The sequence below is a fragment of the Paenibacillus sp. JL3B1040 genome, assembly GCF_057063165.1.
Window position 1 is genome coordinate 2,766,423 of the sequence record NZ_CM169317.1, and the last position, 15,253, is coordinate 2,781,675.

The following is a 15,253-nucleotide window of genomic DNA, read 5'->3' on the forward strand; positions in this document are numbered from 1 at the left end:
ACTGTGCGCGGTGTTCTTCGGGAAGGGGGAGAAATCTACTATGAACCCTAGTTCCTTGGATCAGCTTTCCCGAACGCAACTTCTTCAGCAGCTGGTTTATTTGGATGAAGAGAAAATGAATCTGCTGGATCAGCATTTCCCGGAGCGGAATCGGATGCGTCGTATCGTCGAGAAGACCTTATCTGAATATTGTTCAACGCTGGAACGGATTGTCAATGATCTTGAAGCCATCCATGACGTCGCCTTAATCGGAAGCTGGTTGGACTTGAAATTTCTGGATGACGGTTCATCGGAATCGTTCACGATCGTATTCCCCAATTTGGCTGATCCCGATAAGAACTTGATCTCATTCCTATCTCCTTTAGCTTTTCAATTGCTTATGGCGCGCACCGAGGAAACGTATACCCTGGTTATCCCTTCGGGGGAGACCAAGGTGAAGGTAGAACATATTAAATTTGTAAATCGCGGCGATTTGAATTGACTTTTGAATAGGGAAAATACACGAATTGTATATTCGTAGATAAAGCTTAGACATGAACGCCCCAGCTTAAGATATAAGCCTATCTAAGGCTGGGGGGATTTCATGTAGGAAAGGGTTCGGTATCCGTAGTTACGGCGCATAGATGGAATCGCAAAATATTACATAGAGCGTGAGGGATGGTTTTGCAATATTATGCGGGAATTGAAAAAGTTGATTCTATCGAAAGATCCAAACAACATCAGCTTACGAAATCACTATGGCAGCAACTCTGTGATATGGGAATCAAAACGGGAGACAAAGGGCGAATTAAAGCGCTCCTTGTCTCTGATTCCTGTGAAAACGCAGAAGAACTGAAAGCAAAATATCAAGAGGACTTTGATGCCACTTTATATAAGAATGAGGAGGAGGCAACCTATCTCGTAGAACTTGAAACTCCCGTAAGCAGATTAAGTTTGGAGGCATTTTTAGAACTGGCGGATATCTTGATGATCTCTGCCGATGAGACAGGATGTAAATTCGACGGGCTTGAGATCGACGCCGAGGAAGTCCGAAAATTAAACGTCCCATGGTGGAAATTTTGGTAACTGACAGTGTTTAATGTCACATGATGGATAGTATTTAGGAGGCTCAAAGATGGAGGTTATAAAGGAACTGGGCATTAATATACTTGCGATTATCGTAGGGGGGCTGATCGTTATTAGAATTGCTAGATGGCGAGATGAAGCTCATGAGTTATCCGTAAACCGAAATCATGAAGTTTTACTTAAGGAGAACGTCGATCGCATAAGAAAAGAATTAAGAAAAAATCTTGAAACAGTTATTAAACTTAATCGGGTTCTTGGTAAGGGTTCAAAAGTGGATATTTTAGAAGGAGAAAGGGCTGATGCGAATACAATTTCTTTTTTCTCGTTTCATTATTTAATGAACTCCCAACTAATCGCTCAGCTTCCAACGCCTCTGGAAAGTTATATTTTTGAAGCCTATAAAGAATTGGAGAATGTAAGAACCTTATATCAGTCAATTCCGGCTGCGGATGATCATTATGAAACGATAAGGAAGGATATCGAGCAAATCAGGACCAGGCTCGAAACCGGCATTAAAAAAATTGAAGAGTTTAGGTTTTAATGAAAGCTGGTGAACAACAGTGGCGGAGTGTAGGTTAATTCATGAAGAAGAATCAGAAGATCTTTTGAGGTGATGTCTTGATGAGTTCGGAAACGATTAAAATTTTCGGTAAAGTAACGGATTTTCAAAGCAATCCACTCTCAGGAGCTATCGTTCAAGTATTTAATGATCGATTTGAAGAACTAAACCATACATACACCAACGATTTGGGACAATTCGAACTCGTTTTGAATCGGGGACTTTACTATGCCTTTTACGCTTGCAAAGATTATAAAGTAAATTATTTAGAATATTGGGCATGGAACTTACCGGCTTATCAGGATTTGGAGATTAACCCTAGAATCGATGGATTGGAAATTTATTCTCTCATTGCATTCAAAATTTTACGCGCCGCTCCTCAATTAATGCTTTATTTTAGGCCGATGAGTTTAAAAAGAGCAGTACCTTACCTGGAAAATCAGAAAACGGAAATTGCGAAAAAGAGGATCGATATCGCCCCCAACTTAACAACGGATGATATTAGGGTATTCATTAATGGCCAAGAATCAGACATCTATCAAATCAACAAAGTGCAAGAATACGGAGACGGGCTTCATATGTACGCCTACTTGGTTCACGTAAGCTTGGATGAAAAAGTAAACATTTACGAATACAACAGAATCGACCTGACTCTAAAAGATAGTGAAACTGGCGAGTTGGGGGAGGGGACGACCTATTGGAAACAAGCCGTAACCTCATCTTAACAATCAAGTGAATTCATTTGCAGCCCCCGCGACTTGTTGATATACTTTTTCGTATGAAAAGGGATTGGGGGTTTTACAGATGGCAATGCCGAATTGCTCATTTGCTAGGAAGTCCTCATGCAAAGCCTGATTTAGGGCGATACTTTGCGTGAGGGTGCGATAAGAATGGATTCGATCGCCCAAACTTCATTTTATCGTTTCTAATAATGGCTTTGCACCTTATGACGATTCATTAAAATAAGGGGCTGAAAGCTATGAGTACACCATTTATTAGAAACCATCAATTTAATGTGATTCAGAAACAAGCTGATTTCCTTCTGAAAACACTGCGGTCCGTCGCGGATCGAAGCGTTCTGGAAACCGTAAGATTCCGTGCCGTGACGAACATTATCGAATCGTTTCCAACGCTGGCCGAAGATCAGAAGCAGATGCTGGGACGAATTTCGACTTTGGAGTCGGCCTATGATTTCCAGAGATATCTTAGCGGATTAGAACCATATCTGGTGCCTTTTCCGCCGATTACAGTGAAACAGATCGAGAAGCTGTTCCCTAAAGTCAAAAAGCTTAAGGTACCTGATCTGTCATCCATCGACTTTCGATATGTGACGTATCTGAGCTGGGTCGATATTGCCACGAACAAATTATTTTTGGTCTATCCGTTCGAAGGAAAGTTCATCGGGATCGAGGGGAGAATAACGCCGACGCATAAGAAAGGGTATTGCTTGTTCTGCAATCGGCACCAAGAACTTGCGTTCATCACGGTTAAGACCAAGTCTGCCTATGCTTCGCCGGATCATTTCTCTTCACTTGGCCAATACGTATGTAAGGAAAGTTTAGGATGTAATCAAAGTATCACCAATACCGAATCATTGGAGAAGTTCATTCAATACGTCAAAAAATAACGTAAAATCAGAAACGGCTGCCTTGGATAGGCAGCCTTAATTGTTTGTTGTACAGGGGAATCGTCCCTGAATCGACTAGCTGGAACTGTGTCTCCTGGATTTATAATATCCTTGGCCCATATGGCCGTGGCGGCGGTGCTTGTAATCGGAGGAGGAACCTCTCCTTGGCCGCGCGTATCCGTGGCTGCTGCTGTAGCGCCTTCCATAAGGCTTGGCCGAGCTGCTGTAATGCCTTCGATGGCTATGCGATGCGGAATGAAGTAATTTATTGAGGAATCTTCTTAGCATGTCAAAAACCTACCTTTCGGATTTGATTTGCTTGCATTTTATTGTATTCGTTGTTGGACACAAAAGAAACCGGGCGATCAACGGGCGGGGACAAGAGCGCTCGCAAGGCCTCCATTGCTTCCGAGGCGTCCGCATAAGGCTCCCGTAGTTGAAGCAGGCGTTCGATAATTTCGGTCAATTGGGCGGAAAGCGATAACTCTTCCTGCCAGCTTTGCTCTTTGGCGCCAAGGGCGGGCCGGGGCGTTTCAAAGGTCGAGTAGAGCAGGAACAGCATAAAATGACCGACATCAAGCAGGTCGGACTGCGGTTCCGCCAGGGATGTTAAGCGGGAGACTTCCAGATCAGTGTCGGTTGCGCGCCGGTACGGCCGGATCGATGGAATCCTGAACGGGGGTTCACCGATCGCCCGTGCCAATCCGAAATCGATGACGCTCAAGTCTCCTTCATGCAGCAGGATGTTGGGAATACGCAAATCGAGATGAACGACCCCGCTTTGGTGGAGGTAACGAACCAGCTCTAGCAGTTGCAGCGTGATTCGCGCACAGTCCGCCTCTCCATATCGCCGACCTTGTTCAAAGATCAAGTCCTCCAGCGTTGCTCCCTTTAAGTTGGACATCACCAAATAAGTTTGGCGGCCGATCGTCATCCCATCTTTACAAGCAGGGATCCGCGGGTGATTCAGAGACTGCAGGATCCGCGCTTCCTTCTCCAGCAATTGCCGGGCTAACGGGCCTTTGCTGGGCCTGGCTTGCTTCACGGCTACAGGATTTTCATCGGTTTGGTCGATGCCCAGGTAAGTGATCCCGTAACTGCCTTCACCGATCACTTCCTTCAGAAGATAGCGTCCTCCCAGCAACGTGTTCGGCTCCGCCGGATAATCCCTCCATGCCGCTCCGAAGGACCTGATGAACCTTATTAACCGCATATCCGCCCCTCCCGGTTATCCCTAGACTTTGGTCCAGGTCGAACATAGACCATTGACGTTTTTGAACCGCCTGATTTTATACTATTATAAAGGATAATGATTCTGTATGATATGAATATATCAAATTTGAATAAACGGAAATTCAAAAGTCGAGGGATGCAAGGATGACGATAATAAAGGCAAATGCGGAACTGGCGGACAGGTGGTATCAACGGGCCGAAAACAAGGCGAAGGATTATTGGGCGGCTTTGCAGGATCACGTCCGCTCGAAGAGCTACGTGCCTCTGCTGCTCGACGATTTGAAGGGGTGGAAAAGAAAACATCTTCCGCATCGGACGCTGCTCCCGTTCCGGCTTCGCGGCGGCAAACCGCCGGATTCGTCGGAAGGCTTGCGATATCTTGCATGGTTGGCTCGTACCGGGAAACTGGACGCTTATTTGGAGCGGAGCGTTTCCTATATGTATCTGCGGGATCTGGGACAGGATTTGTCGGATCCGCGAACTCGCACGAAGATTCAGCGCCTGATCGCCGAGTTGAAGCGGCAGATCGTTCGCCACGATGAAGCTCCAAACGGGGCTCCCGCAATGGAATGGTTGAGTCCGGCTTCGCTATACCGCTGGGCCCAGCGCGAGGGCGTGGAGGAGGCCGTGATTTGGGTCATGGGGCGGCTACAGGGCGTCAGTGCTCATCTGCCTCCGGAGATGAATGCCGAGGAGGCCGAACGGAAGCTGATCAAAATTATCTTTGGCGTCGTTATACACGTCATGGACGAGATGGATGGCCAGGCGAGTTCCGTGGAACGGTCCCGACGGCTGGGAGAGGCACTGAAGCTGGGGTATTATTACGGACTGACCTATCCGTTTATCGATGATCTGCTGGATTCCGGTGCTTTAAACGCCGATGAGCAGGAACAATATTCGCGAATGATTCGGAAAACGATCCGAACGGGCATCGTGCCCGAACTCGGGGATTGGACCGGAAACCATCAAGAGATGGTGCGATTTATCCATGCCGAACTCCGAGAGGCGTATGAATTTATTCGCGGATATCAGAATCGGGAGACGCAGGAGGTTTTTTTTGAACAATCGTATGTATTTTTTGAATCTCAAGATGCCGACCGCTGCAAAACGCTGGATGATCCGCATTATTCCAACGAAGCGTTGTACCTGCCGATCATCTTAAAGTCGGCCTCGTCACGGCTTATCGTTCGCTCCGTGATTTCCGCTCCGCAGGATGAAGGTTTCGACCAGCGCGTTTTCTATTATGGCCTGTACAATCAGCTTGCCGACGACTTTGCCGACATGGCCGACGACCGGAAGACCGGAGCGGTCACGCCTTATACGTATTATTTGACCTATCGGCACGCACGGCCCGACCTCATTAACCCGTTTGAACTGTACTGGGCGGTCATTTCCCATTTGATCCACCACGTCTACCGCTCGGAGCCCCAAACCCGTGAGATCATTTTGGCTCGCGCCGTCAATGGACTCAAACGATATCAAAGGCGAGTCGGCGAGGAGCGTTTTAACGAAGTCATGGCGGTTTTCTCGTTGGGCAACCCGGAGCTTGAGGAGCTGATCCAACTGCTGGTCCGTCGTGCGGTGGACGTGGATTTCTACGACAAATGGCTGCGGGACCAGTTGCTGGCTACGATGAGAACGAGCCGCCAAGAGAAGGAGGCGTTCGTCCAACTCGTCAAAACCGCCCGTCTGCACATCAATGCGTTACTGCGTGTCTCTGGTACAACGTCGCCTTCAACGGAGGCCGACCGCCTGCTGGTCGATACGGCGAATTACAGCCTGGAAGGTAGCGGGAAGCGACTCCGTCCGATCCTGGCTTGGGTAATGGGGGTGCAGGTGTACGGCCTGGAGCAAACCGCTTTATCGCCGCTGTTCCGGGCGCTGGAATACATGCATACGGCTTCCTTGATCTTCGACGATTTGCCTTCCCAGGACAATTCGGCGACTCGCCGCGGCCGCCCGACCTTACACGAGGTGCATAACAGCGCAATTGCCGAGTTGACCGGCATTTTCCTGATCCAGAAGGCGATTGAAGAGCAGGCATCCATGAAGGGGTTCGATAGCAAGTCCGTCCTTGCGCTGCTGCAATATTTATCCCGGAAGGCCGGGGAGATTTGCATAGGGCAAGCGATGGATTTGAATGCCAAAGGCAAGATTCTGACCGTAAAGGAACTCGACCGGGTGTGCTTCTACAAAACGGGCATTGCGTTTGAAGCCTGTTTGGTGGCGCCGGCTATTTTAGCCCGGGCTCCGGAAACGGAAATTGCCGTTCTGCAAAAAATCGCCTACCACACGGGCATCGCCTTTCAAATCAAAGACGATCTGCTGGATAGGGAAGGGGATCAGCGTTTGCTGGGCAAACCCGCGGGAAAAGACGTCGAGAACGAAAGCTCGACTTATGTGACGGTGCTGGGGCCGGACGCAGCGAGCCAAGCGATGTGGGAGCATTATTGCCTGGCGATGGAAGCGCTCGAAGAACTTCCGCGTTCCCCCGTATTTTTGAAGCATTTGCTCAATTACATCATCAACCGGGAAAGTTAACGGACTTTTTTAGTCCCTTATACTAAGCAGGCTTGGTATAATTTGCTATTATAGCGCTCCTTCCATAGCGAAAGGGGCGCTTCTTCATGAGGTGCTGGACTTGGTGCGATACGCTCAATTCGTTGGCTAAAATTTAAAATAAATGCTTGATAAACGGTTCCCTCTCGATTACAATCCTAGTTGATAGTGATAATCAATATCAATTAGGAAAGAATAAAGGAGGAAATGAGGTTATTATGTTGAAATTCAGGAAAATATTTCTTAGTTATACGGCACTTCTAGTGATGATTGCGGTATTGGCCGGTTGTGGAGCCGGGGGGACGGCCAATACCGGCAGCCAGGCCGGCGCGGCCGCCGGTACGAATCAGACGGCGGGCAGCGGTACGGACACAGGCACCGGGGAAGATAGCCGCGTTGTCCAGCATGCGATGGGCGAAACCGAGATCAAAGGAACGCCGCTAAAAGTCGTAACGTTGTTCCAAGGAGCTACCGATGTGGTCGTGTCGCTTGGCGTGAAACCGGTCGGCGTCGTGGAGTCCTGGGTTCAGCAGCCCGTATATGAGTATCTGCGGGCCGATCTGGAAGGGGTTCCGGTCATTGGCCAGGAGACGCAACCGAATCTGGAAGTAATACATAAGCTCCAGCCCGATCTGATCTTAGCCACGAAGTCGCGGCATGAAGATATTTATGAGCAGCTGTCGCAAATCGCCCCGACGGTCGTGACGGAAACGCTTTATGACTGGAAGGAAACGTTGGCGAAGGCAGGAGAGGCGATGAACGTCCAAGACAAATCCGACCAACTGCTCGCCGATTGGGAGGCGAGAGTAGCCGACTTCAAGCAGAAAATGGGCGACCGCTTGCCGATCGAAGCGACGATTACCAATTTCAGGGCGGATCAGGTGCGGATTTTCTACATGGGTTATGCGGGGAGAATTCTCAAGGAACTTGGATTTACGAGACCTCCCGGACATGATGATGAGGAAACCTGGGGCGTTCAACTTGCTTCCAAAGAGAGCATTCCGGACATGAACGCGGACATGATCTTCAACTTTAATTCCGGTACAGATACCTCGGCCATTCAGAAAAATTACGAAGAATGGACCAAGAGCAAGCTCTGGACCAACCTGGACGCGGTCAAAAACGGCAAGTTGGTTCAGGTGGACGAAGTGGCATGGAACAGTGCCGGCGGCTACAAAACGGCCCATATGATGCTCGATGACCTGTACGAATATTTCGAGTTGAAAGAGTGAGGACATGTTTCCGCTTTTTGCACAAGAGAAATCGAAAATATGGGGACTCGCGGCGCTATTTGTCTTACTTGCGGCCGCTTTTACCGCCAGCATGATATGGGGACGTACGGAAATTACGTTGTCCACGGCGGTGGAGGCCTTCCGGCATTATGACGAGGAGTCCGTCGAACATATCGTGCTTCATACCGAACGGCTGCCCCGGACGGTCATCGCCGCCGTCGTAGGTGCCGGGCTTGCGGTTGCCGGAGCGCTCATGCAAGCCTTGACCCGCAATTCGCTGGCCTCACCGAGCGTATTCGGGATCAATGCCGGAGCGATTTTTTTCATCGTGCTGGCGATTGTGCTGCTGTCCGTGTCCTCCTTAACCACAATGATGTGGTTCGGTTTCGCCGGTGCGGCGATCGCAGCGGTGATCGTATATGCGCTTGGCTCCGTCGGTCGGGATGGCTTAACTCCGATCAAAATCGTTCTGGCCGGTACGGCGATCTCTGCCTTGTTTACGTCATTTACGCAGGGGATGCTCGTGCTAAACGGGACCGGACTGCAGGATGTGCTGTTCTGGCTGGCCGGCTCCGTCAGCGGGAGAACGCTGGAGATGTTATACCCGGTGCTGCCGTATATGGCGGTGGCTGCCGTTGTAGCCCTGTTCATGGGCCGAGCGATTAACCTGCTTACGACCGGCGATGACATCGCCAAAGGCATGGGGCAGAACGTTCTGTTGGTCAAAACGCTCATGGGGGCCGTGATTGTCTTGCTTGCCGGAGGTTCCGTCGCCGTCGCCGGCTCCATTGGCCTCGTCGGCCTTGTCGTCACCCATCTTATGCGCGCTCTGGTCGGGAACGACTACCGTTGGCTCATCCCGTATTCTCTCTTTGGGGGAGCGCTGCTGCTGCTATGGTCCGATGTGTTCGCGCGATTGATAATCCTGCCCGAGGAACTCCCGCTGGGGGTCGTAACCGCGCTGATCGGCGGACCTTTCTTCGTCTATATCGCCCGCAAGGGAGGGACGAAGTTATGAAAGAAACGCTCGTGGTTCGCTCAAAGAAAGAAGCGGTATCCTTTCACATCGAGCGTAAGGCGGTGATGGCCATCGCCGTGCTGATTCTCCTCGTCTTCATGGCCGCGGTGGTCGGAACCAGCATGGGCAGTGATCTGATTTCGCCGCTGGATGTGCTCAGGACGATTTTGGGGCTTAACGCGGGGGAGTACGATTTCGTCGTGCTCACGCTCCGGCTGCCGCGCGTGCTGTTGTCCCTGCTTGTCGGGGCGGCGCTTGGCATGTCCGGCGCCATCCTGCAGGGGATCATCCGCAATCCGCTGGCCTCCCCGGATGTCATCGGGATCACCGGCGGCGCGGCGGTAGCGGCGGTTGGCTTCGTCACGCTGCTGGGCGGCGCGATCAGCATCAAGCTGTTGCCGGTATTCGCGGTCGCCGGCGCCCTCGCGACATCGTTAATCATTTATGCGTTGGCCTGGAAATCCGGGGTGACTCCGATTCGCTTGGTGCTGATCGGAATTGGCATTTCCGCCATTACCGGCGCCGGCACCACGTTCATGCTGATCCTGAGTCCGTTCTTCATCGCCGGGCAAGCCTACATCTGGCTGACGGGCAGCGTGTACGGCGCTTCATGGACCGATGTATACACCCTGGTTCCGGTGATTCTGATTGTTGTGCCGCTGGCCCTATGGCTTGCACGCAGCCTGAATGCGCAGGCGTTCGGCGACGAGCTGGCCACCGGGCTTGGCGCTGCCGTCAAGCGGCAACGGCTCGGGCTTCTTTTGTGCAGCGTGCTGCTTGCCGGATTTGCGGTATCCGTCGCCGGTACGCTTGGCTTTGCCGGTCTGATCGCTCCGCACATCGCCAGAAGGTTGGTGGGTCCCTTGTTCGGCAGATTGCTCCTTGCATCGGCGCCGATCGGAGCTCTGATCGTGCTGGGGGCCGATTTGATCGGACGAACCGCTTTTCTGCCGCTGGATGTTCCGGCCGGGGTGTTCACGGCGGGAGTCGGAGCGCCCTTCTTCTTATACCTGCTGTTCAAGAACCGAAACCAATATTGAAGAGGAGGAAAACCGTGAGCATTTTGGAAGCCCAAGACCTCACCATTACTTATGGGGCGGAGCCCGTGATCGAGAACTTGAATTTGACGATACCGAAGGGAAAAATCACGGTCCTGATCGGCAGCAACGGCTGCGGGAAATCGACGTTGCTGCGGACGATGGCGCGCTTGCAGAAACCTCGTTCGGGCGCGGTGCTGCTGAGCGGGGAAGAGATTGCCAAGCTGCCGACCAAGGAAATCTCAAAGCGGATGTCCATTTTGCCGCAAGGCCCTTCCGCACCGGAAGGCCTGACGGTAAGCCAACTCGTTAGACAGGGAAGATACCCGCACCAGAGCTGGCTGAAGCAATGGTCGCGCGAAGACGAATGTAGGGTTCGCCTTGCGCTTCAGTCCACGCGTTTGACGGAACTGGCGGACCGCCCGGTGGACGCGTTGTCGGGAGGGCAACGCCAGCGAGCCTGGATTGCCATGACGCTCGCCCAGGGCGCAGAGATGATGCTGCTCGATGAGCCAACGACCTATCTCGATATGAGTCACCAGATCGAGATCCTTGATCTTCTGTTCGAATTGAACGAGCAGGAGCATCGCACGATCGTAATGGTCCTGCACGATTTGAATCTGGCCTGCCGTTACGCCCATCATATCGTCGCCGTCAACGACAGATCCATTTACGCTCAGGGACGGCCGGAAGATATCGTCACCCGCGAGATGGTCCAAACCGTCTTTCGAATGGATTGCGAGATTGCCGTCGACCCGATGTTCGGCACGCCATTATGCATTCCACATGGGAGGGGCAGGAATATATATGAAGAACAACAACACTACGACCACTTGGCTTGAGCCGGATCAATTTCAGGCATTGGCCGCCGACTACCGGCTAACCCGGGAACCCTCCGCCGATCGGGCGTTCTCCATTCCATTTGCCGACTTGCTGGATCCGGAGCAGAGCTTGAACTATTTTCGCGGGGTAAGCGGTATATTCAAGACCGATTCGCAAACCGCCGCCGTATCGCTGTTCGCCAAACGGTACGCCTTCCTCGTCATTGCCGCCAATTTATACGCGATGTCCCGCTTCAACAAAGGGCTGAACCTGGAGCTTGCGAACGGCTGGATCGAGTCGAGCTACCAGGGGGAAGCCTGGTTGCCCAAGGCGCGGCTCAACGATTGGCAGGTCAGCGAGCCGTCGGCAGAGCGGCGCGACGAATGGCGATTCGAGGTGTTCGAACGGATGTTTGCCGGTAATTTGTCGCGGGTATGGACCGCCGTTTCCCAAACGGTCAAAATTTCCAAAGCGGTGTTATGGGAAAATACGGCCATTTATGTCTACTGGCTATACGAGAAGAAATTTGCGGAAGGGGCCAATCCCGAGCAGAAGCGGCGGATGGAGGAGGATTATCACTATCTGCTCCATGAAGCGCCGCCCCGCTTATTCGGCGAATCGCGGAATCCGCTGAAGCAGTTCGACAGCCCCAAAGTGTTCAGGAGCGGTTACGAGAAACCGTTAAGAGTGCGCAAGACCTGTTGTTTCTATTATCTAACGTCGGACGAACCGGCCGATTACTGTTCGACATGCCCCAAGAGGACATCCTAAGCTTTACCTTGCAGGGATATGGAAACATAAGCAGAATATATACGTGAGAGGATTTTCATAAGGAGGAGCCGTTCGATGTCCAACACCATTTTGGATTGGGAAACAGGGAACTGGTTAAACCCGCCGTTGTCGGTCAGACGGGAAGGGAGCCAGCTAAAGGTCATTCCGGAAAAAGGTAAGGATTTTTGGAAGAAGACCCTTTACGGTTTTGAATTTGAAGACGGCGCGGCTCTGCTTACCGACTGGCCAACGGACAAAGCGGTGGAGGCGTCCTTTTTGCTGACGACGTTCACCGAGTTGTATGACCAAGCCGGCATCTTGTTATACCACGGACCGGGGCAGTGGATCAAAGCAGGGATTGAAATCAACGACGGAATCCCCCAATTGTCCGCCGTAGTCACGGACGGGTATTCGGACTGGTCCTTAACGGCGGTGCCCGACTGGGCGGGAGAAGAGGTCACCATCCGTGCTTCCCTTATGAAGGATGCCGTCATTATCCGGGCGCGCACGAATCGCCATGCCTGGCGTACAGTCCGGGTGGCCCGGTTCCCTTACCTTTCCGGGAATCAAGCCGGTCCCTTCACATGCTCGCCGACTCGGGACGGCCTGGAGGTCACGTTTACCCGCTGGGCTTTTGCCGAGCAGGATCAGGATCTCCATACGGATCCTCCGATTCCAGAAACGTAATACGAAAAAATACAACACAAGGAGTAACGCATGCTGAAAGCCTTTATTTTTGATATGGATGGCGTTATCATTGACAGCGAACCGATGCATTTTGAAATGGATCTCTATACGTTACATTCCATCGGCGTCACCTGCAGTAAAGAAAAGCTGGAGCAGTACGTAGGAATGACCAATCCGGAAATGTGGAAACTCATCAAGGAAGAATATCGATTGCCGCAGTCGGTTGAGGAATTGATTCATTTGCAATTAACGAAAAAACTCGCTTATTTGGATGAAACGGAGATGGAACCGATTGCCGGGATTCGGGAGCTTATTCAGGAGCTTCGCCAAAATAACATTCCGATCGGTCTGGCCTCATCCTCCCCTCGAGTTTTTATTGAAAAGGTGTTGGGCAAATTCGGCTTGCTGCATGAATTCGCGTGCATTACGAGCGGGGAGGAGGTCCAGAAAGGGAAACCCGCTCCGGACGTATACTTGGAAACCGCGAGAGCGATGAACGTGGAGCCTGAGCATTGCTATGCCCTGGAAGATGCCAAACATGGGGTGGCGGCAGCAAAAAACGCGGGCATGAAATGTATCGGTTTCGTGAATCCAAACTCCGGGAATCAAGATCTGTCGGCGGCTGATTTCACCGTAAAATCGATCCAAGCTATAAGCGTCAAGGAGCTTTAACAACGGTTTGTTGATATCTTCCGCGGAATGTGATAAGATTTCTGTAATTAAAACGATGGGAGATGAAAAGGATAATGGATTTTTCTTGCTAAGAAACATAAAACGGAAAAGCGAAGATTTTTCGCATGTTTTATCTTTCGTAGGCAAGAAAGTTACTTATTCTTTTCACTCCAGCGGAATATTTCGGATCTGACCGACACGACACGTGGGTCGGATTTGCCGTATTTGAATTGAGCTGCGAGAAAGTAACTTTCTTGCGGCTCAATTTTTTTTTGCGGGAGGATTGTTTTATGTCATTAATTAAAGTCACGAACCTGACGTTCGCCTACGACGGCACTTACGACAACATTTTCGAGAACGTCAGCTTCCAAATCGATACCGATTGGAAATTGGGGTTTACCGGGAGGAATGGACGAGGCAAGACGACTTTCCTTAATCTGCTGATGGGCAAATACGAATACGGCGGGCATATTTCCGCGGATGTCGGTTTCGAGTATTTTCCTTTCGAGGTTAAACATCAAGAATACAACACGCTGGATGTCGTGGAGGACATCGTTCCGGATTACGCCCAGTGGGAGCTGGTGCGCGAGCTTACCCTGCTTCAGGTATCCGACGACGTTTTGTACCGGCCTTTCGACACCTTATCCAACGGGGAACGGACGAAAGTGATGCTGGCGGCTTTATTCCTGAAGGAAAACCGCTTCCTGCTGATCGACGAACCTACCAACCATCTGGACATGGAGGCGCGGGAACTGGTCGGCGATTATTTAAACCGCAAAAGCGGGTTTATTCTGGTGTCTCATGATCGAGCTTTTCTGGACCGGTGCGTCGACCACGTCCTGTCCATCAATAAGACGAATATTGAGATTCAGAAGGGCAACTTCTCCGTTTGGTGGGAAAATAAAAGGCGCCAGGACAACTACGAGCTGGCCGAAAACGAAAGGCTGCGGAAAGACGTCAAACGCTTGTCGGAAGCGGCGAGGCGAACGAGCAACTGGTCGCATGAAGTGGAGAAGACGAAAAACGGTACGCGGAATTCCGGCTCAAAGGTAGATAAGGGCTACATTGGCCATAAAGCGGCCAAGATGATGCAGCGTTCCAAATCGATCGAGCAGAGGCAGCAAGCGGCCATCGAGGAGAAATCGCAGCTCCTCAAAAATATCGAAACCTCGGAAAGTTTAAAAATCGCGCAACTGCCTTACCACAAACACCAGCTCGCGGAGCTTGACCGTGTTTCGATTTATTATGGCGAGAAGCGGGCTTGCCGCGATATCAGCTTTACGGTCGAGGCAGGAGACCGGATTGCGCTTACCGGGCGGAACGGCTCCGGCAAATCCAGCATTCTGAAGCTGATTTGCGGCGAGAACCTCGCACATACGGGAACGATCCGCAAGGGGAGTCAATTGAAAGTTTCCTATGTGTCCCAGGACACTTCGCGGCTGCAAGGGAACTTGACCGATTTTGCCAGAGCGCATGACATAGACGAGAGCTTGTTTAAGGCGATTTTGCGAAAGTTGGATTTTTCCAGACTGCAGTTTGAGAAGGATATCGCGGATTACAGCGGCGGCCAAAAGAAAAAGGTGCTGATCGCCAAGAGTCTTTGCGAAAAAGCGCATTTGCTGGTGTGGGACGAACCGCTGAATTTCATCGACATCATTTCCCGCATGCAAATCGAAGAGTTGCTGCTGGCGTATGCGCCTACGATTTTGTTCGTTGAGCATGACCGGGAATTTTGCGAGAACATCGCCACGAAAGGGATTCAACTGTAACGATCACCAAGGACACTCATCAATTTAGGAGGATGAAAAACATGAAGGATTTGTTGGTAGTCGCAGATGATCAAGTGAACCTGTCAAAAAACTTGACCCTTGACACGGTTCAAATCAAAACCATACGAAGACCGGAGCTTTGTCCGGCGATTTACAGGGATTCCTAGCGGTGAGAGACAGCGTTCGAGTAAACGTGACCTCT

The 15,253-nt window shown here is 51.1% G+C and carries 16 protein-coding genes; 15 read left to right on the forward strand and 1 reads right to left on the reverse strand.

The window, feature by feature from the left end; translation table 11 throughout:
* The first annotated feature begins 40 nt into the window (after nucleotides 1-40).
* From ACZF99_RS12415 to ACZF99_RS12435, 5 genes are all read left to right on the forward strand, one after another.
* Complete coding sequence (locus ACZF99_RS12415) at nucleotides 41-481, forward strand: GreA/GreB family elongation factor (protein ID WP_483612203.1); 441 nt, start codon at nucleotides 41-43, stop codon at nucleotides 479-481.
* A 176-nt stretch (nucleotides 482-657) separates the two neighbouring features.
* Nucleotides 658-1,065: a hypothetical protein gene (locus ACZF99_RS12420; RefSeq protein WP_483612205.1), complete on the forward strand. Its 408-nt coding sequence runs from the start codon at nucleotides 658-660 to the stop codon at nucleotides 1,063-1,065.
* A gap of 49 nt (nucleotides 1,066-1,114) precedes the next feature.
* Complete coding sequence (locus ACZF99_RS12425; protein ID WP_483612207.1) at nucleotides 1,115-1,606, forward strand: hypothetical protein; 492 nt, start codon at nucleotides 1,115-1,117, stop codon at nucleotides 1,604-1,606.
* 80 nt (nucleotides 1,607-1,686) lie between these two features.
* Nucleotides 1,687-2,349: a carboxypeptidase-like regulatory domain-containing protein gene (locus ACZF99_RS12430; protein WP_483612209.1), complete on the forward strand. Its 663-nt coding sequence runs from the start codon at nucleotides 1,687-1,689 to the stop codon at nucleotides 2,347-2,349.
* Nucleotides 2,350-2,603: 254 nt separating this feature from the next.
* Nucleotides 2,604-3,251 (forward strand): FusB/FusC family EF-G-binding protein, encoded by a 648-nt coding sequence (locus ACZF99_RS12435; protein WP_483612211.1) that lies wholly within the window; start codon nucleotides 2,604-2,606, stop codon nucleotides 3,249-3,251.
* Nucleotides 3,252-3,540: 289 nt separating this feature from the next.
* Here ACZF99_RS12435 and ACZF99_RS12440 read toward each other — a convergent pair whose 3' ends face one another.
* On the reverse strand, nucleotides 3,541-4,464 hold the full coding sequence (locus tag ACZF99_RS12440; protein WP_483612213.1) for a serine/threonine protein kinase: 924 nt from the start codon (nucleotides 4,462-4,464) through the stop codon (nucleotides 3,541-3,543).
* 164 nt (nucleotides 4,465-4,628) lie between these two features.
* Between ACZF99_RS12440 and ACZF99_RS12445 the strand changes: the two genes are divergently transcribed.
* The 10 genes from ACZF99_RS12445 (at nucleotide 4,629) to ACZF99_RS12490 (ending at nucleotide 15,218) form a co-directional block, all read left to right on the forward strand.
* Nucleotides 4,629-7,025 (forward strand): polyprenyl synthetase family protein, encoded by a 2,397-nt coding sequence (locus ACZF99_RS12445; RefSeq protein ID WP_483612215.1) that lies wholly within the window; start codon nucleotides 4,629-4,631, stop codon nucleotides 7,023-7,025.
* Nucleotides 7,026-7,261: 236 nt separating this feature from the next.
* The gene (locus ACZF99_RS12450) at nucleotides 7,262-8,275 is read left to right on the forward strand and encodes an ABC transporter substrate-binding protein (RefSeq protein WP_483612217.1); all 1,014 of its coding nucleotides are present in this window, start codon (nucleotides 7,262-7,264) and stop codon (nucleotides 8,273-8,275) included.
* 4 nt (nucleotides 8,276-8,279) lie between these two features.
* Nucleotides 8,280-9,293: a FecCD family ABC transporter permease gene (locus tag ACZF99_RS12455; RefSeq protein ID WP_483612219.1), complete on the forward strand. Its 1,014-nt coding sequence runs from the start codon at nucleotides 8,280-8,282 to the stop codon at nucleotides 9,291-9,293.
* Nucleotides 9,290-10,333 (forward strand): FecCD family ABC transporter permease, encoded by a 1,044-nt coding sequence (locus ACZF99_RS12460; RefSeq protein WP_483612221.1) that lies wholly within the window; start codon nucleotides 9,290-9,292, stop codon nucleotides 10,331-10,333. Before ACZF99_RS12455 ends, ACZF99_RS12460 begins: the two co-directional genes overlap by 4 nt.
* A gap of 14 nt (nucleotides 10,334-10,347) precedes the next feature.
* Nucleotides 10,348-11,172, forward strand: coding sequence for an ABC transporter ATP-binding protein (locus ACZF99_RS12465; RefSeq protein WP_483612222.1), 825 nt, complete (start codon nucleotides 10,348-10,350; stop codon nucleotides 11,170-11,172).
* On the forward strand, nucleotides 11,138-11,923 hold the full coding sequence (locus tag ACZF99_RS12470) for an IucA/IucC family C-terminal-domain containing protein (protein WP_483612224.1): 786 nt from the start codon (nucleotides 11,138-11,140) through the stop codon (nucleotides 11,921-11,923). Before ACZF99_RS12465 ends, ACZF99_RS12470 begins: the two co-directional genes overlap by 35 nt.
* Before the next feature lie 75 nt (nucleotides 11,924-11,998).
* On the forward strand, nucleotides 11,999-12,610 hold the full coding sequence (locus ACZF99_RS12475; RefSeq protein WP_483612226.1) for a DUF1349 domain-containing protein: 612 nt from the start codon (nucleotides 11,999-12,001) through the stop codon (nucleotides 12,608-12,610).
* Nucleotides 12,611-12,640: 30 nt separating this feature from the next.
* The gene (locus tag ACZF99_RS12480) at nucleotides 12,641-13,282 is read left to right on the forward strand and encodes an HAD family hydrolase (protein ID WP_483612228.1); all 642 of its coding nucleotides are present in this window, start codon (nucleotides 12,641-12,643) and stop codon (nucleotides 13,280-13,282) included.
* 290 nt (nucleotides 13,283-13,572) lie between these two features.
* Entirely contained in the window at nucleotides 13,573-15,051 is a 1,479-nt protein-coding gene (locus tag ACZF99_RS12485; protein WP_483612230.1) for an Lsa family ABC-F type ribosomal protection protein, read from the forward strand.
* Nucleotides 15,052-15,092: 41 nt separating this feature from the next.
* The gene (locus tag ACZF99_RS12490; RefSeq protein ID WP_483612232.1) at nucleotides 15,093-15,218 is read left to right on the forward strand and encodes a hypothetical protein; all 126 of its coding nucleotides are present in this window, start codon (nucleotides 15,093-15,095) and stop codon (nucleotides 15,216-15,218) included.
* Nucleotides 15,219-15,253 lie beyond the last annotated feature (35 nt).

Coding starts and splice junctions, on each gene's coding strand:
- ACZF99_RS12415 (WP_483612203.1), top strand. CDS start 41: ATGAACCCTAGTTCCTTGGATCAGCTTTCCCGAACGCAACTTCTTCAG.
- ACZF99_RS12420 (WP_483612205.1), top strand. CDS start 658: ATGGTTTTGCAATATTATGCGGGAATTGAAAAAGTTGATTCTATCGAA.
- ACZF99_RS12425 (WP_483612207.1), top strand. CDS start 1,115: ATGGAGGTTATAAAGGAACTGGGCATTAATATACTTGCGATTATCGTA.
- ACZF99_RS12430 (WP_483612209.1), top strand. CDS start 1,687: ATGAGTTCGGAAACGATTAAAATTTTCGGTAAAGTAACGGATTTTCAA.
- ACZF99_RS12435 (WP_483612211.1), top strand. CDS start 2,604: ATGAGTACACCATTTATTAGAAACCATCAATTTAATGTGATTCAGAAA.
- ACZF99_RS12440 (WP_483612213.1), bottom strand. CDS start 4,464: ATGCGGTTAATAAGGTTCATCAGGTCCTTCGGAGCGGCATGGAGGGAT.
- ACZF99_RS12445 (WP_483612215.1), top strand. CDS start 4,629: ATGACGATAATAAAGGCAAATGCGGAACTGGCGGACAGGTGGTATCAA.
- ACZF99_RS12450 (WP_483612217.1), top strand. CDS start 7,262: ATGTTGAAATTCAGGAAAATATTTCTTAGTTATACGGCACTTCTAGTG.
- ACZF99_RS12455 (WP_483612219.1), top strand. CDS start 8,280: ATGTTTCCGCTTTTTGCACAAGAGAAATCGAAAATATGGGGACTCGCG.
- ACZF99_RS12460 (WP_483612221.1), top strand. CDS start 9,290: ATGAAAGAAACGCTCGTGGTTCGCTCAAAGAAAGAAGCGGTATCCTTT.
- ACZF99_RS12470 (WP_483612224.1), top strand. CDS start 11,138: ATGAAGAACAACAACACTACGACCACTTGGCTTGAGCCGGATCAATTT.
- ACZF99_RS12475 (WP_483612226.1), top strand. CDS start 11,999: ATGTCCAACACCATTTTGGATTGGGAAACAGGGAACTGGTTAAACCCG.
- ACZF99_RS12480 (WP_483612228.1), top strand. CDS start 12,641: ATGCTGAAAGCCTTTATTTTTGATATGGATGGCGTTATCATTGACAGC.
- ACZF99_RS12485 (WP_483612230.1), top strand. CDS start 13,573: ATGTCATTAATTAAAGTCACGAACCTGACGTTCGCCTACGACGGCACT.
- ACZF99_RS12490 (WP_483612232.1), top strand. CDS start 15,093: ATGAAGGATTTGTTGGTAGTCGCAGATGATCAAGTGAACCTGTCAAAA.